General features: G+C 41.8%; 27 protein-coding genes. 18 read left to right on the top strand and 9 right to left on the bottom strand.

The window, feature by feature from the left end:
* The first annotated feature begins 59 nt into the window (after positions 1-59).
* The 3 genes from glpK to AWM75_RS02225 are packed head-to-tail and all read left to right on the top strand — an operon-like array spanning position 60 to position 4,135.
* The gene (gene glpK, locus AWM75_RS02235) at positions 60-1,562 is read left to right on the top strand and encodes a glycerol kinase GlpK (protein ID WP_067977711.1); all 1,503 of its coding nucleotides are present in this window, start codon (positions 60-62) and stop codon (positions 1,560-1,562) included.
* Between the two features lie 18 nt (positions 1,563-1,580).
* Positions 1,581-3,425, top strand: a complete 1,845-nt coding sequence (gene glpO / locus AWM75_RS02230) for a type 1 glycerol-3-phosphate oxidase (RefSeq protein WP_067977708.1) — start codon at positions 1,581-1,583, stop codon at positions 3,423-3,425.
* Between the two features lie 2 nt (positions 3,426-3,427).
* The gene (locus AWM75_RS02225; RefSeq protein WP_067977706.1) at positions 3,428-4,135 is read left to right on the top strand and encodes an MIP/aquaporin family protein; all 708 of its coding nucleotides are present in this window, start codon (positions 3,428-3,430) and stop codon (positions 4,133-4,135) included.
* A 132-nt stretch (positions 4,136-4,267) separates the two neighbouring features.
* Here the strand turns inward: AWM75_RS02225 and AWM75_RS02220 are convergent, their stop codons facing one another.
* From AWM75_RS02220 to AWM75_RS02180, 9 genes are read right to left on the bottom strand one after another with little or no spacing between them, the layout of a single operon-like run.
* On the bottom strand, positions 4,268-4,885 hold the full coding sequence (locus AWM75_RS02220; RefSeq protein WP_067977704.1) for a V-type ATP synthase subunit D: 618 nt from the start codon (positions 4,883-4,885) through the stop codon (positions 4,268-4,270).
* A 2-nt stretch (positions 4,886-4,887) separates the two neighbouring features.
* Entirely contained in the window at positions 4,888-6,279 is a 1,392-nt protein-coding gene (locus tag AWM75_RS02215; RefSeq protein WP_067977700.1) for a V-type ATP synthase subunit B, read from the bottom strand.
* Positions 6,280-6,292: 13 nt separating this feature from the next.
* Positions 6,293-8,056: a V-type ATP synthase subunit A gene (locus tag AWM75_RS02210; protein ID WP_067977698.1), complete on the bottom strand. Its 1,764-nt coding sequence runs from the start codon at positions 8,054-8,056 to the stop codon at positions 6,293-6,295.
* On the bottom strand, positions 8,046-8,639 hold the full coding sequence (locus tag AWM75_RS02205; protein ID WP_067977697.1) for a V-type ATP synthase subunit E: 594 nt from the start codon (positions 8,637-8,639) through the stop codon (positions 8,046-8,048). The genes AWM75_RS02210 and AWM75_RS02205 overlap by 11 nt, the downstream gene beginning before the upstream one ends.
* Positions 8,640-8,654: 15 nt before the next feature.
* Positions 8,655-8,960 (bottom strand): V-type ATP synthase subunit F, encoded by a 306-nt coding sequence (locus AWM75_RS02200; protein WP_067977694.1) that lies wholly within the window; start codon positions 8,958-8,960, stop codon positions 8,655-8,657.
* Positions 8,960-9,391, bottom strand: coding sequence for an ATP synthase subunit C (locus AWM75_RS02195; protein ID WP_067977692.1), 432 nt, complete (start codon positions 9,389-9,391; stop codon positions 8,960-8,962). Before AWM75_RS02195 ends, AWM75_RS02200 begins: the two co-directional genes overlap by 1 nt.
* A 2-nt stretch (positions 9,392-9,393) precedes the next feature.
* The gene (locus AWM75_RS02190; protein WP_067977691.1) at positions 9,394-11,352 is read right to left on the bottom strand and encodes a V-type ATP synthase subunit I; all 1,959 of its coding nucleotides are present in this window, start codon (positions 11,350-11,352) and stop codon (positions 9,394-9,396) included.
* Positions 11,349-12,383: a V-type ATPase subunit gene (locus AWM75_RS02185; RefSeq protein WP_067977689.1), complete on the bottom strand. Its 1,035-nt coding sequence runs from the start codon at positions 12,381-12,383 to the stop codon at positions 11,349-11,351. The genes AWM75_RS02190 and AWM75_RS02185 overlap by 4 nt, the downstream gene beginning before the upstream one ends.
* On the bottom strand, positions 12,376-12,705 hold the full coding sequence (locus tag AWM75_RS02180; protein ID WP_067977686.1) for a hypothetical protein: 330 nt from the start codon (positions 12,703-12,705) through the stop codon (positions 12,376-12,378). The genes AWM75_RS02185 and AWM75_RS02180 overlap by 8 nt, the downstream gene beginning before the upstream one ends.
* A gap of 232 nt (positions 12,706-12,937) precedes the next feature.
* Here AWM75_RS02180 and comGA point away from each other — a divergent pair, with 232 nt between their 5' ends.
* From comGA to AWM75_RS02105, 15 genes are all read left to right on the top strand, one after another.
* Positions 12,938-13,933: a competence type IV pilus ATPase ComGA gene (comGA, locus tag AWM75_RS02175; RefSeq protein ID WP_234946621.1), complete on the top strand. Its 996-nt coding sequence runs from the start codon at positions 12,938-12,940 to the stop codon at positions 13,931-13,933.
* On the top strand, positions 13,872-14,954 hold the full coding sequence (gene comGB, locus AWM75_RS02170; protein WP_067977684.1) for a competence type IV pilus assembly protein ComGB: 1,083 nt from the start codon (positions 13,872-13,874) through the stop codon (positions 14,952-14,954). The genes comGA and comGB overlap by 62 nt, the downstream gene beginning before the upstream one ends.
* A gap of 42 nt (positions 14,955-14,996) precedes the next feature.
* Positions 14,997-15,299 carry a competence type IV pilus major pilin ComGC gene (comGC, locus tag AWM75_RS02165; protein ID WP_067977682.1) on the top strand — a complete coding sequence of 101 codons (303 nt, stop codon included), beginning with the start codon at positions 14,997-14,999 and terminating at the stop codon, positions 15,297-15,299.
* 35 nt (positions 15,300-15,334) lie between these two features.
* Positions 15,335-15,766, top strand: coding sequence for a competence type IV pilus minor pilin ComGD (gene comGD, locus AWM75_RS02160; RefSeq protein WP_067977679.1), 432 nt, complete (start codon positions 15,335-15,337; stop codon positions 15,764-15,766).
* Positions 15,741-16,034 (top strand): hypothetical protein, encoded by a 294-nt coding sequence (locus AWM75_RS08780; protein ID WP_067977676.1) that lies wholly within the window; start codon positions 15,741-15,743, stop codon positions 16,032-16,034. Before comGD ends, AWM75_RS08780 begins: the two co-directional genes overlap by 26 nt.
* Positions 16,006-16,479, top strand: coding sequence for a ComGF family competence protein (locus AWM75_RS02150; RefSeq protein ID WP_067977674.1), 474 nt, complete (start codon positions 16,006-16,008; stop codon positions 16,477-16,479). Before AWM75_RS08780 ends, AWM75_RS02150 begins: the two co-directional genes overlap by 29 nt.
* On the top strand, positions 16,466-17,041 hold the full coding sequence (locus AWM75_RS02145) for a hypothetical protein (RefSeq protein ID WP_067977671.1): 576 nt from the start codon (positions 16,466-16,468) through the stop codon (positions 17,039-17,041). The genes AWM75_RS02150 and AWM75_RS02145 overlap by 14 nt, the downstream gene beginning before the upstream one ends.
* Before the next feature lie 70 nt (positions 17,042-17,111).
* Entirely contained in the window at positions 17,112-18,197 is a 1,086-nt protein-coding gene (locus AWM75_RS02140; protein WP_067977667.1) for a M24 family metallopeptidase, read from the top strand.
* Positions 18,198-18,258: 61 nt separating this feature from the next.
* Positions 18,259-18,636: an Asp23/Gls24 family envelope stress response protein gene (locus AWM75_RS02135; RefSeq protein ID WP_067977664.1), complete on the top strand. Its 378-nt coding sequence runs from the start codon at positions 18,259-18,261 to the stop codon at positions 18,634-18,636.
* A gap of 13 nt (positions 18,637-18,649) precedes the next feature.
* Complete coding sequence (nusB, locus tag AWM75_RS02130) at positions 18,650-19,201, top strand: transcription antitermination factor NusB (RefSeq protein WP_158320146.1); 552 nt, start codon at positions 18,650-18,652, stop codon at positions 19,199-19,201.
* Positions 19,202-19,265: 64 nt separating this feature from the next.
* Entirely contained in the window at positions 19,266-20,123 is an 858-nt protein-coding gene (locus AWM75_RS02125; protein WP_234946622.1) for a bifunctional 5,10-methylenetetrahydrofolate dehydrogenase/5,10-methenyltetrahydrofolate cyclohydrolase, read from the top strand.
* Positions 20,110-21,474, top strand: coding sequence for an exodeoxyribonuclease VII large subunit (gene xseA, locus AWM75_RS02120; protein ID WP_067977660.1), 1,365 nt, complete (start codon positions 20,110-20,112; stop codon positions 21,472-21,474). The genes AWM75_RS02125 and xseA overlap by 14 nt, the downstream gene beginning before the upstream one ends.
* Positions 21,474-21,767 carry an exodeoxyribonuclease VII small subunit gene (locus tag AWM75_RS02115; protein WP_082702022.1) on the top strand — a complete coding sequence of 98 codons (294 nt, stop codon included), beginning with the start codon at positions 21,474-21,476 and terminating at the stop codon, positions 21,765-21,767. The genes xseA and AWM75_RS02115 overlap by 1 nt, the downstream gene beginning before the upstream one ends.
* Before the next feature lie 8 nt (positions 21,768-21,775).
* The gene (locus tag AWM75_RS02110) at positions 21,776-22,651 is read left to right on the top strand and encodes a polyprenyl synthetase family protein (protein WP_067977658.1); all 876 of its coding nucleotides are present in this window, start codon (positions 21,776-21,778) and stop codon (positions 22,649-22,651) included.
* Positions 22,652-22,663: 12 nt separating this feature from the next.
* Positions 22,664-23,485, top strand: coding sequence for a TlyA family RNA methyltransferase (locus AWM75_RS02105; RefSeq protein ID WP_067977655.1), 822 nt, complete (start codon positions 22,664-22,666; stop codon positions 23,483-23,485).
* Positions 23,486-23,495: the final 10 nt, after the last annotated feature.

Below are 23,495 nucleotides of genomic sequence, written 5' to 3'. Positions count from 1 at the left end.
TCATTTTTGTAAGCGCTCACGTTAAAATGAGGATGAAGCAAAAACAAGGAGGACCTATTATGGAAAAATATATTATGGCAATCGACCAGGGGACAACCTCGACCCGGGCAATCATATATAATCGCCAGGGAAAGAATGTTGGTTCATATCAAAAAGAATTTGAACAAATTTTTCCTCATTCAGGCTGGGTTGAGCATAATGCAAATCATATTTGGAATTCAGTGCAATCAGTAATTGCTGGGGCCTTTATTGAATCAGGCTTGAAGCCTGAACAGATTGAAGGGATTGGTATCACCAATCAAAGGGAGACAACGGTAATTTGGGACAAGGAAACGGGCTTGCCGATTTATAATGCGATTGTTTGGCAGTCTCGACAGACTTCTGATATTGCCAACCAGCTCAAGGCAGATGGCTATACCGATATGATCCGAGAGAAGACCGGACTTGTGGTCGACGCTTACTTCTCCGCTACTAAAATTCGCTGGATTCTCGACCATGTTGAGGGTGCCCAAGAGCGAGCTGAAAAAGGGGAGCTTCTCTTTGGTACCATAGATACTTGGATTGTCTGGAAGCTAACCAATGGACAAGCCCATGTCACGGACTACACCAATGCAGCTCGGACCATGCTATTTAACTTAAAAGATTTAGCTTGGGACCAAGAAATTTTAGACATACTAAATATTCCAAGTATCATGTTACCTGAGGTCAAATCGAATTCAGAAATCTATGGTCACACCATACCATTCCATTTTTATGGGGCGGAAGTTCCAATTGCTGGTATGGCCGGCGACCAGCAGGCAGCCCTCTTTGGCCAGTTAGCTTTTGAGCCGGGTATGGTAAAAAATACCTATGGGACCGGTGCCTTCATAATTATGAATATTGGCCGAGAATTTCAATTATCAGATAATAAGCTGATTACGACCATTGGTTATGGCATCAATGGCGAAGTAAACTATGCGCTTGAAGGTTCGATATTTGTGGCTGGATCAGCTATCCAGTGGTTGCGTGATGGCTTGAAAATTATTGAAAATTCACCTCAGTCTGAAGAGATGGCTAAGCAATCTACTTCTGACGATGAGGTTTATGTTGTACCGGCCTTTACCGGTCTAGGTGCTCCTTATTGGAATTCGGATGCCCGAGGATCTGTATTTGGTTTAACGCGTGGCACCAGTCGGGAAGACTTTGTCAAGGCCACCCTACAATCGTTGGCCTATCAAACCCGAGATATTATTGACACGATGGAGTTGGACACAGATATAGATATCAATGAGCTCAGAGTTGATGGGGGCGCCGCTATGAATGACTACCTCATGCAATTCCAAGCTGATATTTTAGGGATTGAAATCGCTAGAGCGGCTAACTTGGAGACTACTGCTCTAGGAGCGGCCTTTTTAGCTGGCCTAGCAGTTGGCTATTGGGAGGACTTAGAAGAACTTAAGTCTCTTAATGCTGTAGACCAAACTTTCACACCATCTATGAACAATGCCCGCAAGGAACAACTTTATAAGGGTTGGCGCCAAGCGGTTAGAGCGACACAAGTATTTACCGAGCCACTTGATTAGGCTAGAAAGGAATCGATTATGAAATTTTCATTTGAAACTCGTCAACAAGCTATTCAAAAAATGCAAGAGCGTGAACTGGACCTATTAATTATCGGTGGGGGAATCACTGGTGCAGGTGTTGCCTTGCAAGCAGCAGCTTCTGGTTTAGAAACTGGCTTAATTGAGATGCAAGATTTTGCGGAAGGCACCTCTAGCCGGTCAACCAAGCTAGTTCACGGAGGGATTCGCTATCTCAAACATTTTGATGTTGAAGTTGTCGCTGATACTGTCCAAGAGCGGGCGGTAGTTCAACAAATTGCGCCCCATATTCCTAAACCGGATCCAATGATTCTACCTGTATATGATGAGCCGGGGGCTACCTTTAATATGTTTAGATTAAAAGTAGCCATGGACCTCTATGATTTATTGGCTGGTATTCAAAACTCAACTTATGCTAACCAAGTTCTCAGTGCCCACCAGGTATTAGAACGTGAGCCAGACTTGAAAAAAGAGGGATTATTAGGTGGCGGACGCTACTTGGACTTTAATAATAGTGACATTCGTTTGGTGATTGAAAATATTAAGCGGGCCCATCACGATGGTGCTTTAATTGCTAGCCGCGTCCAAGCAGTCGGTTTTACCTATAATGACAATGGTCGTGTCAATGGGGTAATGGCTAAAGATTTGCTAACTGATGAAGAATTTGAGATTAAGGCCCGGGTGGTGATTAATACTACTGGTCCATGGTCTGACAAGACGCGTAACTTGGACAAGGAGGGTCAAAAAATCCAGCAAATGCGACCAACTAAGGGGGTTCACTTGGTGGTTGATGCCAGCCGCCTCAAGGTATCGCAGCCAGTTTATTTTGACACAGGTTATGGGGATGGCCGTATGGTATTTGTTATTCCACGTGAGAATAAGACCTACTTTGGTACTACCGATACTGATTATCAAGGGGACTTTAAACATCCTGAAGTCACCCAAGCAGACGTGGACTATTTATTAGGGGCAGTGAACCAACGTTTCCCTGAAGCCCATATTAGCTTGGCTGATATTGAGAGTTCATGGGCAGGCTTACGGCCATTATTAGCAGGCAACTCTTCTTCTGATTATAATGGTGGTGATTCTGGTAAGTTAACCGATGATAGTTTTGATCAGTTAATAACTAGCGTCCAAGGCTATCTTAACCAGGAACAGACCCGTGATCAGGTGGAGAAGGTCGTTGCTAACTTAGAGGGGTCACTTTCTGAGCAGCAGCTCAATCCTTCTGAAGTATCTCGTGGGTCTAGTTTAGAAGTTGACGAGAATGGGCTAATCACATTAGCTGGTGGTAAAATTACTGACTACCGCAAGATGGCGGCTGGTGCCTTAGCAAAAATTATTGAAATTCTCAAAGCTGACTTTGATCGGTCCTTTAAAGCCATTAATTCAAAAACCTACCCAGTTTCTGGTGGTGAATTGAATCCAGCTAATATCGAAAAAGAATTTGCTGCTTATGCTCAGCTGGGTATGAGTCGGGGGCTTAACCAAGAAGATGCTTATGAAATTGCTTCCTTATATGGGTCAAATGCACCAAAAGTCTTCCAACTAGCAGGTGAGATTGAAGAGCAGGTTGGCTTGTCCCTTAAAGAAAATCTGATGCTTAATTATGCGATTGCCTATGAAATGGTCTTAAACCCTGTTGATTATTTCTTACGTCGAACTAACTATTTGCTCTTTAAACGAGATGAGATTGATCATTTGATTGAGCCTGTATTAGCTGTTATGGCTAAACAGTTTAATTGGAGTCGAGCAGACCAAGCCGAGCAAGAAGAGCGTTTACAAGCTGTCATCGATAAAAATGATTTAGTTGCCTTAAAAGCAGACCAAAGTCAGGAGGGCTAACCATGTCAGTAGATGTATTAGGAGAGTTTATAGGTACTGCTATGCTAGTCTTGCTAGGCGATGGGGTGGAAGCCAATGTTTCTTTAAATAAAAGCAAGGGGCAAGATGCTGGCTGGTTGACAATCGCTATCGGTTGGGGCTTAGCAGTAGCGGTAGCAGCCTATGTTTCGGGCTTTATGGGACCAGCCCATCTCAATCCGGCTGTTAGCCTGGCCTTTGTTTTGACAGGTGACTTATCTTGGGGTCAGCTGGGGGCTTATACCCTGGCTCAAATGGCTGGTGCCTTTCTAGGCGCTGTCCTAGTTTGGCTTCATTATCGGCCACATTTTGAAGCAACACCAGATGCTGGGACCATCCTAGGGGTTTATGCCACAGGTCCGGCTATCCGGTCAACGGTTGATAACCTAATCTCTGAGATTATCGGCAGCTTTATTTTGACATTTGGTATTATGACTTTTGGCCTAACTGAAATGGCACCTGGTCTAGCTACAAGTGTCGTTGGCGCCTTGATTATCGCTATTGGCGTATCGCTCGGTGGGCCAACTGGTTATGCGATTAATCCTGCCCGAGATTTAGGGCCTCGCCTAGCCCATGCTATCTTACCTATGCAACATAAGGGGAGTTCAGATTGGGCTTATGCTTGGATTCCAATTATCGGGCCTTGCTTGGGAGCCATGCTTGCCGCCTGGGCCTATCTTATTGTTAAATAAATTGATTTGGAATTAAACTGCAATTGAGTTAATAAAAAAATCGATCCTTTAGTCTTAGATAGACCAGAGGATCGATTTTTGCTATTTAGCTATATCATTGTATTAAATACCTGAGATAACAGCTATAAATGATTAAGCATTAATAATTCGCTTGACAACTTTCAGTCGGGTAAATTCTTCTCTTTCCTTTTCTTCAAGAGCTGAAGAAATTGTTTTTTGAGCATTTTCCAACTGGGGAATCGTGACATTTTGTAGCGCATTAACCCGCTTTTTGGTTTTCTGAATATTATTGGCGAGCCGATATGCGGCATTCTCAAGTTGGCCAAGTTGGATCTGAAGTTTCTTAACTTCCTCAAAGGCTAGTCGGGCTCGGTCCATGGCAATGGTAGTATTGCCGAAGGAGTAGGCTGGTTTTAAAGCCTGAGCTCGATATTTTAAGTTAGGAACCTCTGAGCCCATGACTGACCTAACTTGTACCCTTAGGCCATCTGAAAGTGGAATATTACTAGCCGCTTCATAGACGCTAAGAATACCCTGACTGGCGTTAGCTACGGCTAATTCTTGGTAGGCTTTGGTTAGAGTTTGGTCCAATTCAACCTGTAATTGCTGTACTTGCTTGACAATTGCCATGATTTCGTTCATGAGGATCATTCGTTTACGATCCATTAACTGGTAGCCAGATTGAGAAAGGGTTAGGGTATTTTGAATTTGCATCAAATTACCCTTAGTTGGCGCCATGTTAATATACATACCTATTCACCGCCTTCGGTTTTAGGGTGATAGTACTTGTCTAGGATAGCCGTATCAATTCGTGTCAATTCTTGGCGTGGGAATTGACTAAGGAGCTTCCAGGCCAAATCCAGTGTTTCTGCTATGGTCCGTGTTTCATCAGCAGCTTGGCCGACAAAGTCTTTTTCAAAGGCCTCACCAAAAGCAAGGTAGGTCTTATCAATATCAGAAAGTTCCTCTTCACCAATTACCGAAGCTAGCGACCGGGCTTCAAAGGCACCGGAATAAGCGGCAAAGAGCTGGTTAGCCACATCAGCATGGTCTTCTCGGGTATACTCAGCCCCAATCCCATCCTTCATTAAACGAGAAAGGGAGGGCAGGATACCAATTGGCGGATAGATATTTTTACCAACTAGTTGGCGGTCAAGAACAATTTGTCCCTCTGTAATGTAACCAGTTAAATCTGGAATAGGGTGGGTCATATCATCGTTAGGCATAGTTAAGATAGGAATTTGGGTTACTGAACCATCCTTACCTTTCACAATGCCAGCCCGCTCATAAATAGTAGCTAATTCTGAGTAGAGATAACCAGGATAACCTTTACGAGAAGGGATTTCCTGCTTGGCTGAAGAGACTTCCCGTAAGGCCTCACAGAAGGAGGTCATATCAGTTAAGATAACTAAGACATGTTTACCTAGGTCATAGGCCAGGTACTCTGCAGCTGTTAAGGCAACTCGAGGTGTGATGAGTCTTTCCATAACAGGATCATCAGCGGTATTTACAAACATAGTGACGTGGTCAATGGCACCTGATTCTTCAAAAGAACGACGGAAGAAGTCAGCGACATCATGTTTAAAACCCATAGCAGCAAAGACCACAGCAAATTCTTCGCCTGAATCTTTACCCAGGCGCGCTTGCTTAACAATTTGGGCAGCTAGTTGGTCATGGGGCATCCCATCTCCAGAGAAAATTGGTAATTTTTGCCCTCTAATGAGTGTCATCAAGCCATCAATAGCTGAAAAGCCAGTCTCGATAAAGTCGCGCGGATAGATCCGAGATACTGGATTCAGCGGATCACCATTCACATCGCGTTTGATAGTGGAATGGATTTCACCTAATCCATCTAGGGGGCGACCAATACCGTCAAAAATACGACCGGAAATTTCTGGAGATAATTCAATCTCCATCCCATGACCAGTAAATTGGGTATGGGTATTATTCAAAGACATGGCGCTTGTCTGGTCAAAGACTTGGACCATGGCTTGGTCTCCTTCGATTGCAATGACCTGGCCTAATTTTTGCTCAGTCCGATTAACCCGGAACTTAACGATTTCATTATATTGGGCCCCCCGCACGCCATCAATTACGACAAGTGGTCCTTCAATCGCATTTAAACCTAAATATTCAATTGCCATTAAACATCCTCCTTTATCCGTTTTCAGCTATAGCGCGGTCATAAAATTGATCAATTTCATCGAAGTATTTGTCTAGCTGGTCTAGCTGGTCATTTGCCACATCATATTTGATATTAATAACAGTCGCAAAGATACTAGACTGGTTTAAATAAGACATCGGCATGCCCCATTGAATTAGGGACTTGCACCGCTCATAGAGATATAAAATAACAGCCATCATCTTGGCTTGTTTTTTAATCGGTACGGCGCAGTCAATCTCATGGAAGGAAGCCTGCTGTAAGAAACCTAAACGAATAACTCGAGCAATTTGCAAAATTAGCTTTTGACTATCCGGTAGGACATCTGATCCGATTAATTTTACAATCTCCAATAGATTCTCTTCTTCATGGAGTAAGCGCATGATTTCAGCTCGGTCATTGACAAAATTATCGGAGACATTAGCTCGGTACCAACTAGAGAGATCACCGACATACTGGCTGTAGGAATTGGTCCAAGAGACAGCAGGGTAGTGGCGTTGCCTTGCTAAGTCGGCGTCAAGTCCCCAGAAGCATCGAACAAAACGTTTGGTGTTTTGGGTAACAGGTTCAGAGAAGTCACCACCTTGAGGAGATACGGCACCAATAATTGAAACTGAACCATCATTTTGACTCAGTGTCTGCATATAACCGGCTCTTTCATAGAAGGTAGCAATGCGGGACGCTAGGTAGGCTGGGAATCCTTCTTCGGCTGGCATTTCTTCTAAACGGCCAGATAGTTCACGCAAGGCCTCAGCCCAACGTGAGGTAGAATCGGCCATAATTGCTACGTCATAGCCCATATCGCGATAATATTCAGCAATAGTAAGGCCAGTATAGATAGATGCTTCACGAGCAGCCACTGGCATATTTGATGTGTTAGCTATGAGAACAGTCCGTTCCATAAGGGGAGCTCCTGTTCTCGGGTCAACAAGTTTAGAGAAATCTTCAAGAACCTCGGTCATTTCATTACCACGTTCACCACAACCAATGTAGACAATAATGTCGGCATCGGCATATTTAGCAATTTGGTGCTGCATGGTCGTCTTGCCGGTTCCGAAACCGCCAGGGATGGCGGCAGTTCCTCCTTTAGCAATTGGGAAAGCGGTGTCGATAATTCTTTGACCGGTCAAGAGCGGTTGGGTGGATTCATGACGACGGTCTACTGGGCGTGGTGTCCGAATTGGCCATTCTTGGTAGGCTTTAACCTCATGAATTTGTCCCTGGAAGTCTTCAACTTTAACCAAGGTATCTTCAATGGTATAGTCGCCACTAGCAACCACTTCTACCACTTCTCCGGTAATTTGCACAGGTAGGAGCACTTTATGAGAGACAGCACTGGTTTCAGGTATTTCAGCTAGGATTTGACCACCTCTAACCTGGTCACCTACTTTTACTAGGGGTGTAACAGTCCATTTTTTCTCCCGATCTAAGGAATGAACGTTGACACCTCGACTAATAACATAGCCAGATTGTTTCTCAATTTCTTTAAGTGGTCGTTCGATACCATCAAAAATATTATTTAGTAAGCCAGGTCCCAATTCAACTTTCATGGGCATGCCAGTAGCTTGGATAATTTCACCTGGTTTTAAACCAGCAGTTTCTTCATAAACCTGGATAGTGGTTTTTTTATCGTCAATGCGGATGACTTCACCAATAAGGTGTTCTTGCCCGACATAGACCATTTCTTGCATAGAGAGATCGGTCTCTCCATTAACAGTAACAATTGGCCCTTGAATGCCATAGACTTGATTAGTGGTCATATGCTTGGGCCACCTCCTCGATTGTAAAGTTTTCTTCCTGAAGTTGGATAAAGCTGGCAAAAGAATAATCCAATAAAATTTGCCGATCAGTTAAGACGCCACGTAGGCCACCAAAAAACTCACGGTCTGAAGGCCTAATGGGATGGCCGCTAGCTGCCTCAAGTTGGTCTAGTAATCCTGAATCGCTTTTATCCAAGTAGATGATAAAATCTTCATTCTCAGCGAAGTTCTGTACCGACTTCACCATGGCAACTAATTGGTCAAAATAGGCAGGACTTTGTTTGTAATCGGCTAAGGCAGCTTTTAGTTGGTCAAAAATTTCTGCCTTTAATTCATTATTACGTAAGTAAAGATCACGTTGCAGACGAATCTGGTCTTGCGCGATGACTTTATTATTATCTTTTTCTAGTTGTACACGTTCATCCAAAGCTTGTTTTTGATAACGTTGGTCTAATTGAGCCTGATAATTGGCAAAATCTTTATCTAAACTAGCTTGGTAGTTTTTAAGTTCTTCATCAATGTCTACTTGGATATCTTGGTTAACCTCTTGGGCAAAATACTGTAGACGTTCTTGTAATTCCAATGACAGGACTCCTTCCTAAAGCTGAATGCCAATGGCTTGCTGAATAGTATCAGTGATACTATCGTCAGCTTGATGATCATTTGGCCCTTTAAGTGATACTAAAAGAGGGCTGGTGCGATTAAAGCGAATATCATTAATGCGTTCCTGGTGGCTAGCAATTAGGCTAGGAGAAATATGGATAAGACCTATCTCAGTTTTCTCTAGAACCTGGTCGAGGACTTGATCAAAATCATGCTTATCATCAATTAAAACCCCTTCAATGCCAGCTAGACGCATGCCTGTTAAGCTTTCTGCATTATCAACAATTACAAATTGTTTCATTATAGGCGACCTAAAATCATGAAGGAAATAATTAAACCGTAAAGGGCTACCCCTTCTGCTAAACCAACGAAGATAAGTGAACGACCAAAGATAGAACCATCTTCACTAATAGCACCGAGGGCAGCAGAAGCAGCATTAGCAACGGCAATACCACCACCGATACAAGATAAACCTGTTGAAAGGGCAGCAGCAATGTAACCTAGACCAGTAGCTAGGCCTGCTTCAGTAGCCATTTCAGCAGCCATTACTGGTTGGTAGGCAAGGATTAGTGAGACAGCAATGCCTGCAACTACAGCAAAAATATTAGTGTAAAAAGATTTTTTGAAACGGCGTTTGTTTTGTTGACCAGAAAAGAAATAAGAAAAAGGTAGGACAAAGCCAAGGATAAAAGTAGCAAGCATGGTTAATTTAATTAGTAATTCTGTATTCATTATTATTTTTCTCCTTCATTTAACCAAATATTTTCAAATTCAATCCCGTTACCAGCGTAGAAGTGACTAAATATTTCATAAAATTCTAGCCGCAGGGTTTGGATAGCAACAATCAGGCCTTCAAAGCCCATTACAAAGAGGTTACCTAAGATAACAACTAACCAGTTAATTGAACCGCTATTTTCAGCACCGGCAAACATCATCACAACACCCATCATGGCACCATGGGAAATCGCGAAGGCACCTACCCGGACAAAGGAAATAGTGTTTGAGAAATAGGTCAGTAGGGTCTCAAAGCTCTCGAAGAAAATTGTTAGTGCTTTAATAACAGGACCATCTTCATTGCTGTCATGTTTTTTTGTCAGATAAGCCATAATCTCTTCTTTAAAAGCAATGGTTAGGAAACTGATAACCAATAGTGCTACTAAGAGGCCCGTTGCTGGAATCGTTTGTCCTGACATATATAGGATTAACATCAAGACTAGCAGACCGTAGAAGACTAGACCAGCTATCCCATTCTTATCTAAAATAGCTTCCCATTTTTCACCATTTTTAAGTCGCAAAACGACATTTAAAATCATTGTCATTAGGATAATAAACATACCGAAAACGACGGCAACAACAAAAACAGCATTTAAAGTCCCGAAAAAGGGGATGGTGACCATATCATGCATGGGATGTAGCCAGAGGGCTGGTATGACATCTTCAAAACCAAAGACAGTTCCAAATAGTAAACCAAAAATCATAGATGACAGACCACAGGCTGCTACCATGCCAAGTGCCCGGAATTTTTTATTAAAAACACCGATTAAGCCAACCAAAAATAGTACAAAGCCTTGACCTAAATCGCCGAACATCGCCCCAAATAAAAGCGAATAGCTGATAGCGACTAGGGCAGTAGGGTCCATTTCATGATAGTTAGGGACGCCATACATTTTGGTTAAAAGCTCAAAGGGGCGAAATAAGACCTTGTTTTTCATTTGCGTGGGCGGTTTGAGATGGGTGTTATCAGACTCATCCTCAATAAACATGGTCACATCATCATCATCTTTGACCTTGTCTCTAAAAGCTAAGGCTTGGTCAGCTGGCATCCAGCCAATCAAAAGATAGCGGGTTTCTTTTTGGGCAAATTCATCACGGGTGATGGCAGCATATTTCCTAACAGAAAAGGCCTTAGATAGGTCTTGAAGTCGGGCTTTAATCTGTAAGAGTTGAGGCAAAATAGGCTCGATGAGATAGGCCAATTGATTTTTTTGTTTAGTCATATCTTGATCTAAGTGGCCAAGTTTTAGCCGGTAATCATCAACGATTTCACTGATTAAGCCTTGGCCTTCAGGTAGGTAAATCCGCTCCCAAGCCAAGGAATAATAGAGGGTATCAACCCGTTGCCGTACAGCCTTAGGTGTGAAATAAACACCATATATATATTCGTCAGTTTCTTGAGCAGGCATAAATATTGAAGGTGTCATGCTATCGATATACTTAATGAACTTGCGATAATTGTTTTTGGTAAAGCGCCCAAAACGGAATTTTATATGCGACATACTCAAAATTTTATCCAAGGGATAATCTAGACCGATAAAGGGTTGAAAAAGTTCAATATTCTTTTCAATTTCCTGGTGCTTATCCTCATTAGCCTGGATAGCTTGTGAGTGATTAGCCATTGTTTCTTCAGTCCGCCGAATGATCGTTTGCAAATCAGCAAAGCTATGTTTTTCAGCTTCTTTTGCATCATGACTAGCCAAATCTTGACAGTCTATTTGGGCTAGCAGTTTGTCTAAACGCTCCAACCATGCTTCATAAGGGTTGGGTGAAGTATAACTGCGTAGCGTCTTAATTTCTGAAAGTTCTTTGAGTGCATTTTCGAGGTGGATTTCATAGTCAGTTAAATATTTGTCGGCCATGCGGTCAATATCATCACGTGGGCCGGTGATATTTACCAGACTCATTTTCTTGATCATATCACGCTGTCCTTTCTAAAATTTTCTTTTTGTCGGGCCATCATTTCTTCAATGGCTTGAGTAATACTATCGGCCTCACCTGCTCGTTTGTCTAAATAATTAAAGATAGCGAGCATAGACTGGGGCCACTGTCTTGCAACTCGATCCTGTAAACGGCGCAAGTAGCGGTGCTCATTATGGATTAAGGCCATGGAGTCATCAACCTGGTCGAAAATCTCGCCATAGCCAAGACTTTGGGCCAGGCGGATGAAGCTGGGACTATCGTTAATAAATAATAGCTGGCTGCGAATGCTTTCGTCCTGGAGCTTGCCAAGGTCGATTAGTGCAGCTGAAATCTCCGCTTCTTCAAGGTGGTAGTAGAATTTAAGCCGATAGATAGACATCAAATTGCTGATATCAACATCCCGACTAATTAAACGTTTTGCAGCTTGAAGTTGCTGACTAGGTAAAGTTTTTTTATAGGTCTGCCACATTTTTCTGATGACATAAGCGTCTAAGGCGTTCTCCAAGATAAAGAGCTGGTAACCAGTTTCTTCATGGGCCTGATAAAGGTTAAAAATGCGCGCATAGTCTGTCCGACTTAAGGCCTGGACGATTTCCGTCATCGACCGAGCAGTCATTAATTGATCAATATCAAAATGGCGTTTTTGGGCGAGATAGTCGGCAAATTCACCATGCTCTAGGTCATGTTGTCCCTGTTCGTTAACTTGACGGATAGCTGACTTAATAATTTCAAGTTCATAGCGACGTCCATAAACCTGGAGTAACTTGCGTTGGTCAAAGTTAGCGAACTTGTATATTTTTAAGAAATCATGGTAGACCCCACGTTGGACCGCCAGCTCAATATCACGTCGGTTAATTGCTTGAAGTGATAAATCTTTACTGGCCAAGCTATAACTAGGACTAGTTTTTAAATAATTAATCATATCATTCAGTTTTTCACCGGCCACCAGGTCATTAAGTGTTTCCTGGCTCAGCATATCCTTAGACATAGCTTGAATTTTAGTCTTTAAGGCAGTGAATTTACTCATATTCATCTACCCCTATTTTTTTAGCTTGGTCAACCAAATACTGAATATAGTTGCTTTGATGGTGGTCAATAATTTCTTGAATACTGTTCAAGGCAGCCTGATATTTAGCTTGGTCAGCTGCTAACTCATTTGCTTGCTTAGCTGCTATCTGATCTTGATAACTAGCCAAATTATTATGAAAATCATTTTCAAGCTGAGTTTGATAATCACGACGTTTTTGCTCATAGTTAGCTTTCAATTTTTGCTTTTCATTTTGAACCTGAGCTAACTTTTCATCAGCATCTTGTTCAATTTGATAGAGCTGGTCAATTGTTTTATTCATTGGCATTCCCTCCCCTTTAATTACTTACACATTGCTGTGCATAAAATTATTATACGACTTCCAAAAATCCTGACCATGCCTAGATAAAAAATTCATGCAAAAAAGAGCAATAAATATTAAATCGCTATTATTTGCATGAAAATTTTTTGAAAAAGAAGATTTTTAGGTTGGTCTACGTATCTATAAGTGACCGGTTAATAAATTCAAGGAGGTGGGCAAGATAGAAGCCCTGATGACTGAAATAATGACTGAAGCAACGGCTAGTCAATCTGCTGATATTCATATTCAACCTAAAAATAATAAATATGATGTCTTACTACGAGACCTTGGTCAACTCAGAAAAATTAGAGAATTGAGCCAAGAGGAAGGGAGTCAGTTAATTCGTTATTTAAAATATATGGGTCATATGGACGTGGGTGAACGCCGACAGCCTCAAGATGGTCGCGTCTTTTTTCAACTAGCTGACCGCGAGTATGAGTTACGGCTATCAACTATGGCTAACTATCAATTGTTGGAGTCAATGGTAGTTAGGCTGCTGTACCAAGAAGACAAGGAGCTTAACCAAGTTGGGCTAGATACGATTTTTAGTCATCTTGCCAAGGCGTATTTACAGAAAAAGTCTGGCCTTATTATTTTTTCAGGTCCGGTGGCTTCAGGAAAAACGACAACTATCTATTATCTACTGCGTCAAGTTTTTCAAAAGACTAAGCGTCAAATCATTTGTATTGAAGACCCGGTAGAAATTAGAGAAGCTAATTTTTTGCAAACAGAGATTAATGATAAGGCTGGTATCGGTTTTGACCAACTCATTAAGGCAGCCCTCCGCCACCATCCGGATATTTTAGTTATTGGGGAGGTGCGCGATGTCCATACTGCTCGGATGATGATGCGGGCAGCCCTAACCGGCCACCTAGTTGTTGCAACGATTCATGCTAAAAATTGCTTTGGGGTCATTGAGCGTTTGAAAGAATTGGAGGTGACTGACCTACAGCTGCACCAGACGCTACTGCTAGTTTCTAGCCAGCGTCTGATTCCAGGGATTAGGGAAGTGGCTTGGCCTGTCTTTGAGTGGTTAGCGGGAGCTGACCTTCAGACCTATTTAAGTGATAAACAGGTAACCGATAACTTTCGTACTCTAAACCAAAATATCGAACAGGCGGTGACTGATGGAAAAATCTCAAGAGCAGCGGCCCAACCCTATCGATTGGAAGAGACTGCTAAATTATGAAATTAAGTCCTCTTGGACAGCCAAAAAGCAAGCTGAGTTTTTAGAGCAAGTCAGTGAATTATTATTAGAAGGTTTTACGCTGGCTCAGGCTCTGGATTTTTTAGAAACACTGGACCGCAAATTTCAAAATATATACCGAGACATGCAAGCTGACTTAAGCCAAGGGGCTTATTTTTATCAGGTATTGGATGCTATTAACTTGTCAGACAAAATTATTTTTCAAATTAAATTAGTTGAGAACTATGATGATCTGGCTAGCGGATTGGGGGAGATTGCCGACTATATACGAAGAAGTGCTCAAAACCAGCAAAAAATCAAGCAGACCCTGGCCTACCCCTTGGCCTTGGTAGTGCTTATGATTGGTTTAATGCTTGTTTTAAGAGTTTTCTTGTTACCCCAATTGCAGGCTATGCTAGCAGACCAAGATTTGGACCAGGTGACTTATGCCTTAATTCACTTTCTAGAAAATTTGCCGCAAACGCTTGTCATTTTACTAGCTTTAGTTAGCCTACTTGCGATATTAAGCTATGTTTATCACCGGCTAACCACGCCCTTGCGGCGGGCCCAAACTTATGTGGTCTTACCATTTTTAGGTAAGTATTTTCGCTTGTATTATACCTACTACTTTGCTCACGAATTTAGCCAACTATTTGCTATCGGTTATTCCAGTCAACAAATAATGACGGTTTTTGCCGAACAAGACCAGGTTGCTTTTTTAAGTGAATTTGGTACTTATTTAGAGAGTAATTATAAGGCGGGGATTCCTTTTGTAGAAAGTTTAGCTAAGCTAGGGATTTTTACCATAATATTCCCAGAGATTGTGGCCCACGGGGAATTAGTGAGTCAATTGGCTATTAAAATGCGTTTCTACAGTAGGAAATGCCTTGATTGCTACTATCAAGAACTGACTAGGTTGACGAATCAATTAAAAAATATCATGTTCTTGGCGGTATCGATGGTAGTTGTATTAGTTTATTTGGTTCTCATGCTGCCCATGTTAAATATGTTGGGGCAAATATAAGGAAGATAAACTGAGATATGTTTGCTATGGAAAGGAGAAAATATGATTGCTAAATTAAGTCAATTAAGAAAAAAAGTGGATAATCCCATTGCCTTTACCCTATTAGAAATGGTTTTAGTTCTTTTAATTATAGCTGTGCTCTTGCTGCTAATTGTCCCTAATATTGCTGACCGCCGTGTAAATATTGAAAAAAAGGGGGATGATGCTTTAGTGAAAACTGTTGAAACCCAACAGGAGCTCTATCGTCTTGATAACAATGGGAAGGAAGGTAGCTTAGCTGAATTACAAAGTGGCGGCTATCTGACCAAGGAACAGGTCGAACGTTATCAAAATCGTCCCCAGTAGTTTGAGTTAAATTAGAGTGGCTCTAGGAGGTAAATATGAAATTAACTAAGCAAGGATTTACATTACTAGAGTCACTTCTAGTATTAATGGTGGTGAGTCTGATTATGATAGCTGGCTTGGTCTTTTCAAATTATGGCCAGGATTTGATGGCTAGTGAACTTGCAGTCCAGGAAATAACCCACCAGGTTAAAAAGTTACAAAATCAAGCAATCCTACAGGGTAAGACTTACCAGGTTCAGTCATATCAGCAGGATTTGAGAGTAGTTGACCTTGGCGACGGCCAAGAAGTTTGGCATTATCATCTACCTGACCGGATTTATTTTGCCCATTACCGGAAATTTATTATTATGTCACAAACTGGGTATATTAGTCCTTTTACCTGGGTGATCGTGGATCCGCATTATAAGCATGAAATTGTATTCCAGATGGGAAGTGGTCAATATGTTAGACATAAAACAGCACGTTAAATTTTTTCTAGTGAATCTACAGAACAAAAACGCCTATTTAATGACGGAATCCTTGTTAGCCTTATTGGTTTTGACCATATGTTTGAGTCTTATTATTCCCAGTTTAATTATCCAAGTGGACAAGTTAAGAGAATGTCAGACCAATACAGGACACTTTAGACAAGCCAGTCTCAATACCTTAAGCCAAACCGGTAGTAGTGAAGCTGTAACTGTTACTTTGGAGAAAGGTGGTCAGCCAGTTGAAGAAGTTATATCCTTTATTGAATAAAAGAGCCTTTACTTTAATTGAATGTATATTTGCTTTAGCAGTTTTTGCTATCATTCAGTTGAGTTTAGGTCAAACTCTGCAGGGGCAAATTAACTTTAATCAAAGTTTGTCACAAAATTATCTGGCTGATTACGCCTTATTTGAAGCTCAGGTGATTGCTGCTAGTCAGACAGCTTATCTGACTGGAGCTGGACCGCATGTTTTGTCTTTTAAAACAACAGATCAAGAATTAATTAGTTTTGAACACTATCAAAATGTAAATAGCCAGATGATTCGTCGTAGAAAGAAAGGTCAGGGACACCATCCCGTTCTCATGCAGGTGGCCAATTTTTCTGTGCAACAGCTTAGCCCACATGCAGTGATGATGACGACAGAAATGACTAACGGGGAGGTCTATACCTGCCAATTAAATTTTAAGGTGGCGAATAATAATGAAGCGCGCTAGTATTCTGCTACATAGTTTGGTCAGTTTGGCTTTGATAAGCCTCTTTTTTTTAGCAAATTTACAGATTTATCAGCATTTATATAGCCAGCACATTAATTTACAGAATTATTATCGGGCTCAAATTATGGCTAGTATGGCTAGACATCGCTATCATGAGGATTTTGTTGTTTATGTAGCTAATGCAGAGAAAGAGAATATAGAGAATCCGGAGATTCATTCTGATTCTCTAGATATGGATTTAAACGATGAGGAAATTTCTGAGTCTATGCCTAATGAAAATATGAGGGCACGACCAGAAGAAAGTAGCCAATTGATACAAGACGAAGTGGGGATGAGCGAGCAAAAATTGGTTATCGACCAATCGGAAGCTGACCAGGTGACGAGTCAAAATCAGGAGCGTCAACTTAACCAGGAAAGTAGTGGTGAATCTATCCATTTACCAGATAAGCACACCTATTATTTTAATCAAGGCCAGGTTGTGGTTAATGTGGTTAATCAGGATAATCAGGAAATTACTTACCAGGTATACTTAGACACAGATGGTCATAGCTATAGCTTCTAGTCTCCGCGACTTCAATAAAAATAGTATGTTATACTTATCAATATAACATTGTGGGAGATAAGGAGAAATTATGGATAGACGGCTTAATTTACTGCAAGAAAGCCTCATCAATGAAAATATGGGGGCATATCTGATAAACAATCCCTATAATTTGCGCTATATTACTGGTTTTACCGGGAGCTCAGGCCAAGCTTTGGTGACCCAAAATCATGCCTATTTTATAACTGATTTCCGCTATCAAGAGCAAGCTCGCAAGGAATGTCCGGAATTTGAGGTGGTTATTGCTGGTGGCCAATCCACGGTAAAAAGTCCCATGGTTTTTATTGGACAATTGATTAGGGATGAAAATATTTTAAGCATAGGTTACGAAGAAGAATTTGTGACTGTAGCTTATTATGACCAATTGGTGGATGTGGTGGATGACCAGCGTCTGATACCAGCCTCTGGACTTATAGAGGTACAAAGAGAGGAAAAAGACAGCAAGGAAATAGCCCATATCCAAAAGGCTTGTCAAATTGCAGATGCGGCCTTTGATCATATTCTTGGTTTTATTAAACCTGGCATGACTGAGATTGAAGTTGCTAATGAATTAGATTTTTATATGCGCAAGCAGGGTGCTAGTGGTGTTTCTTTTGATACAATTGTAGCCTCAGGTTATCGGTCGGCCATGCCTCATGGGGTAGCTTCTGGAAAAATTATTGAAGCAAATGATTTAGTGACCCTTGATTTTGGCTGTTATTATCAAGGTTATACCTCAGATATTACCCGCACCTTTGCCATGGGACCAGTCAGTCAGCAGGAACAGGAAATTTATCAAATTGTTTTAGAGGCTAATCAATTGGTACGTGATGAGGCCCGACCTGGTCTAACCGGTCAAAAACTAGATGGGTTAGCCAGAGATTTTATTAGCCAGCATGGCTATGGTGATTGTTTTGGTCACTCTTTGGGCCATGGCATTGGTTTAGAAATTCACGAAGGGCCGCAAATTAGCAAAAATAATAATCGTGAGCTGAAAGCAAATAGTGTTATTACCGACGAACCAGGCATTTACCTGCACGGTCAAGCAGGTGTCCGAATCGAGGACGACCTGCTTTTAACGGCGACAGGAAATCAAGTGCTTACCCACGCGCCACGTGAACTGATTGTCTTATCTTAAGGATGGGTCTTTTGCATAAGGTATGGTAAAATAAAGGAAATGTAAAACAGGAGTGATAGCTATGTCAGCTTATACAAAAACACAATCAAATATCACCCAAACATCTAGTGTAGCGGGTTCGATTGAAATTGCCCCGGATGTTATTGAAACGATTGCCTATGAGGCTGCCCGCCAATTTAAAGATATCCAAGTGGTTAACGGCTCTGGCAATTACCTGCAAGGTATCTTTTCACGGAGGCGGGGAGTAGCCCTCTATCAGAACGCGCAAGACCAAATTGTGCTAGATATTCATGTGATGATTAATTATGGGCTATCAGTACCTAAACTTTGTCTAGCTCTGCAACAACATGTGATTGAACAGGTATTGTTTATGACAGATTATGAACTATCACATGTTAATGTGCATGTAGTTGGCTTTAATACGCAAGTCGCAGGATAGAATGGGTGTTAAGATGGGATTAAAACAGAGTCAACGTCGGGAAATTGCTATGCTGGTCCTTTATGAAAAGCAATTTCAATCACCTTTTGATGTAGATGCAGCAATCGATCATATTGAAGATAATTTATCTGAGTTAAATTACGAAACTAGTTTTGAAGAGTTGACAGAAGAATTTACTCAGATTGAAAACCAGGCCCAGCAGTTAAAACAGCATGTAGAAGTCTATGGTAAGCATGATCCTTTTAACCAGGTTAGCCTGACTGAACAAGATCAGATAGAATTAGCTGCCTTAGTCACAGATATTTTAGACCACCAGGAAGAAATTGATCAGATGATCAATAAGCACATTAAAGGATCCTGGTCAGTTAGTCGTCTGGAAAACATCAATTTGCAGATCTTACGTATTGCGGTATATGAGATGCTGTTTGTTGATAATGATGTCACACCATTAGTTGTTTCCATTGACCAGGGCTTGGAATTAGCCAAGCTTTATACCGATGAGAAATCACGTCGTTTTATCAATGGTGTGTTGTCTAGTGTCATGGATGAATTAACAGCAAAATAGAGAAGACAGGACTGGAATGATGATTCATTTGAGTCCTCTTTCTATCTATAATGGAGGTAGTAAAGTGGTAGTAGAAATGCGCTCAAAGGACCTAGTTAGCAGAATAAAAACAGATTTGGCCAGCCAGGCGCAAGCTTTTAGAGAGCGGGGGATTAGACCGCATTTAGTAACAATTTTAGTAGGTAACGATGCAGCTAGTATTAGCTATGCTAAAAGTAAGCAAAAATTAGCAGATCAAATCGGGGCTCAGTTTAGCCTCAAGCTTTTTCCAAGCATCACGACAACCGAACTTTTGCAAGAAATTGATAATTTAAACGAAGACCCAAGTGTTCACGGCATTATGCTAGAGTTGCCACTGCCAAAAACGCTTGACCAACATGCAATTGTTAGCCGAATTAACCCTAAAAAAGACGTTGATGCCCTGAACCCTGTCCATCTAGGCAATTTACTAGCTGGTCAGGCTAGTAAGATTCCTAATACAGCGCTAGCTAGTATGACCTTAATGGCAGAATATGGCATCGACCTTGTTGGTAAGCAAGCTGTCATGGTGGGGCGGTCGCTAATCGTGGGTAAACCCTTGGCCGAGTTAATGTCCCAAGCCGGCGCAACAGTAACTGTTTGTCATAGCCAGACTAAAGATTTGGCAAATTATACCCGCCAAGCAGACATCATCTGCGTTGCTATCGGTCGTCCAGGTTATATTACTGGTGACATGGTTAAAGAGGGTGCTGTCCTAGTAGATATCGGGACTAACTATGATCAGAACGGCAAGTTAGTTGGGGATGCTGCTTATTCAGAATTGAAAGATAAGCTGTCTGCTATTACACCCGTACCGGGTGGCGTGGGTCCTTTAACTAATTTAATGTTATTTAAGCAGCTTTATGACCAAATTGACAAGGATCTGGGCTATGGCAGTCGATAGTAAAAATTATCTCAGTGTTGGTCAGCTAACGCGCTACTTAAAGGCCAAGTTTGACCGTGATCCCTACCTAAAAAAAGTATATCTAACTGGACAAGTTTCTAACTATCGTAAACGCAGTAATGGTCACCAATACTTTTCCCTAAAAGATGAAGAGGCTGTTATATCGGCAATGATGTTTAAGTCGACATTTCAGAAATTGGACTTTGAACTTGAAGAGGGGATGCAGGTATATGCGATCGGCCGCCTGGGCTTGTATGAAAAACACGGTAGTTATCAAATTTATATCGACCAGCTGATTCCTGATGGTAAGGGTGCCCTACAGGTCCGTTATGAGCAACTCAAGGCGCGACTAATTAAGGAAGGAATTTTTGATTTTACCCCTAAGGCGATACCACGTTTTCCCAAGCGGATAGCAGTCGTTACTTCTGCCAGTGGCGCTGTTATTCGTGATATTGAAACAACTATCCGTCGCCGCTATCCAATAGTTCAAGTGGATCTTTATCCGACGGTCGTTCAAGGAGACAAGAGTGCAGCTGATATTGTCAAAAACTTAACTAGGGTAGAAGCTGACGGCCAGTATGACTTGGTAATTGTTGGTCGGGGTGGGGGCTCAATTGAAGACCTCTGGCCCTTCAATGAAGAGGCAGTTGTTTATCAAATTGCTAAAATGCAAACGCCAGTTATCTCCTCAGTGGGGCATGAAACCGATACGACTCTAACTGATTTTGTGGCTGATGTGCGAGCCGCAACACCAACCGCTGCTGCTGAAATTGCGACGCCGGTCTTGGTCGAAGAAATTCAAAAAATTAATCAAGCGCGGCAAAATCTAACGAGTTTGATGGTTCAGCGTTTGACAGCTTACCGTAAAAGATTGGATTATGTCAGAGCTAGCAACGTTTTAGCTAAGCCCCAAAGTCTATATGATGCCCACCGACAACGTCTAGCTATGGCTGATTATAGCTTGCAGACTAGCCAAGAAGCCTATTTAAAAACTAGTCAGCAGGCCTTAAATAACCAGCAAGCCAAGTTAGCAGGAGCTAATCCCCAGCTGCTAATTGCAGAGGCTAAGCGGCAATTATCTCTCCATGACCAGGGTCTACAGCAGGCGCAAGCCCGTTATTTGGATCAACTTGGCCAGCAAGTTAAACAACTGATTGTTAGCCTTGATTTATTGTCTCCCCTTAAACGGCTTAGTCAGGGCTATGTCTATCTAAGCAAGGCAGGCAATAAGATAGATACCATCAACGATTTAGCCAAGGGCGACCAAGTGACCATTCAATTAAAGGATGGTCAGGCGACTGGTCAAATTTTATCTAGCCACCACCAGCAATTAAGAGAGGACGATAAGTAGTGGACAAACAAGCATTAGAAAAACTGAGTTTTGAAGAGGCTCTAACCCAGTTAGAACAAACGGTTAGCAAACTACAGCAAGGCCAAATTTCCCTAGAGGAGTCGATGACTGCCTTTAAGGAAGGGATGGCTTTGAGTAAGTACTGTGCTGACCAATTACAGGAAGCTGAAGAAACTATGACCAAGTTGATTCAAGAAGATGGTCAAAAAATAGATTTAGCGAGTCACAAGTCGGAAAAGAGCCCGGCAACTGAAAGTGATAACCAAGTAGATCAAGAGATTTTGCCCTTCTAGGAGTATTTATGACTAAATTAAAAGACTTTCAAAACGAAATCCAAGCAGATTTACTGACAAGTTTGCAAGTGGACCATGCCAGTAGCCGAGTTGGTCAGGCTATGACCTACTCTCTAGCTAATGGCGGTAAGCGGGTTCGCCCCTTACTTTTACTAGCCACTATTCATAGCTTTGGCCAAGACTGGCAGCTAGGGCTAGGCCCGGCAGCAGCTATTGAATATATTCACACCTATTCGCTGATTCACGATGATCTACCGGCCATGGATGATGATGATTACCGGCGTGGTCAACTAGCTAACCATAAAAAATTTGATGAAGCAACTGCCATTTTAGCAGGTGATGCCTTGCTGACTGCTGCATTTAGCAAGATACTAGCAGTAAATTGTCTTGACTCCCAAGCTAAATTAGCACTTTGTCAAGATCTCAGCCATTATGCTGGTTTGGCCGGTATGATTGGTGGTCAGGAAGCTGATATTGAAGCTGAGGGTATAGCATTACAGCTTGAGGCTCTTAAAGATATCCACCGTAAAAAAACAGGTGCGCTAATGGCCTTTGCTTTAGTAGCTGGGGGCAGGGTTTGCCAGCAGGATCAGGCTGTTTTAGCTATGTTGAGAGATTTTGCTTATTGCTATGGATTGGCTTATCAAATCCAGAATGATTTGCAAGAAGTTTTGTGGACAGATGAAAAACGGGGTAAAAAGAATGCTGGGGACCAAGAGGCGGGCAAAAACACCTATCCTGGTATTTTAGGAACTGACCAGGCACTGGTAGCCTTGGATCAGGAAATTGATAAATGCCAGGATATCTTAGCTAAAATCGAAGCTAGTGTTCCTACTTTTTCAGGCCAATTATTAGCTGAATTTATTACTTATTTGAAGATTTAGGAGAGGGTTTTATTGGTAAAGGAAAGAGCTGATCTATTACTGGTCCAACAAGGCTTGGCTGACAGCCGTGAAAAAGCCAAGCGTTATATTATGGCGGGTCAAGTTTATGATGACAAGCAACAGCGCATTGATAAGGCTGGCGAAAAAATTGATAGCCAAGTACAACTACAATTAAAAGGTGAAGAAATGCCATATGTTTCTCGCGGTGGCCTTAAATTGGACAAGGCCAGACAGGTCTTTGGCATTGACTTTATTGATAAAATTGTTTTAGATATCGGCTCATCTACCGGTGGCTTTACTGATGTAGCCCTTCAAAATGGTGCACAATTATCTTATGCCCTAGATGTTGGTACTAACCAATTAGCCTGGAAACTCCGCAATGATGACCGGGTAATTGTAATGGAGCAGACTAATTTTCGCTATAGCCAACTTGCTGATTTTACGCATGGCCAACCTGAAATTGCTACTATTGATGTCTCCTTTATCTCTTTAGCCTTGATTTTACCTAATCTTAGTCACATTATTGCCCCTGGTGGACAGGTTGTTGCTTTAATTAAACCTCAGTTTGAGGCGGGACGCGACCAAGTTGGCAAAAAGGGGTTAGTACGAGATAAAAAAGTGCATATTGAAGTGATTCATAAGGTAGCTGAGCTGGCCTGTCAAGAAGGTTTCAATTTTAATAATTTAGATTACTCACCAATCACGGGTGGGACAGGCAATATAGAGTTTTTAGCACATTTGGAACGGACTCAGGCGGGATTAGGCCAATTCAATCCCCAACTCGATATCCCAGCTTTAGTTGACCAGGCCCACCAGAATCTATTAGGAAAGTAGGAGGGAGACT

The organism is Aerococcus urinaehominis (genome assembly GCF_001543245.1).
Classification (GTDB): Bacteria; Bacillota; Bacilli; order Lactobacillales; family Aerococcaceae; genus Aerococcus; species Aerococcus urinaehominis.
This window is presented reverse-complemented; position numbering and strand designations above follow the sequence as displayed.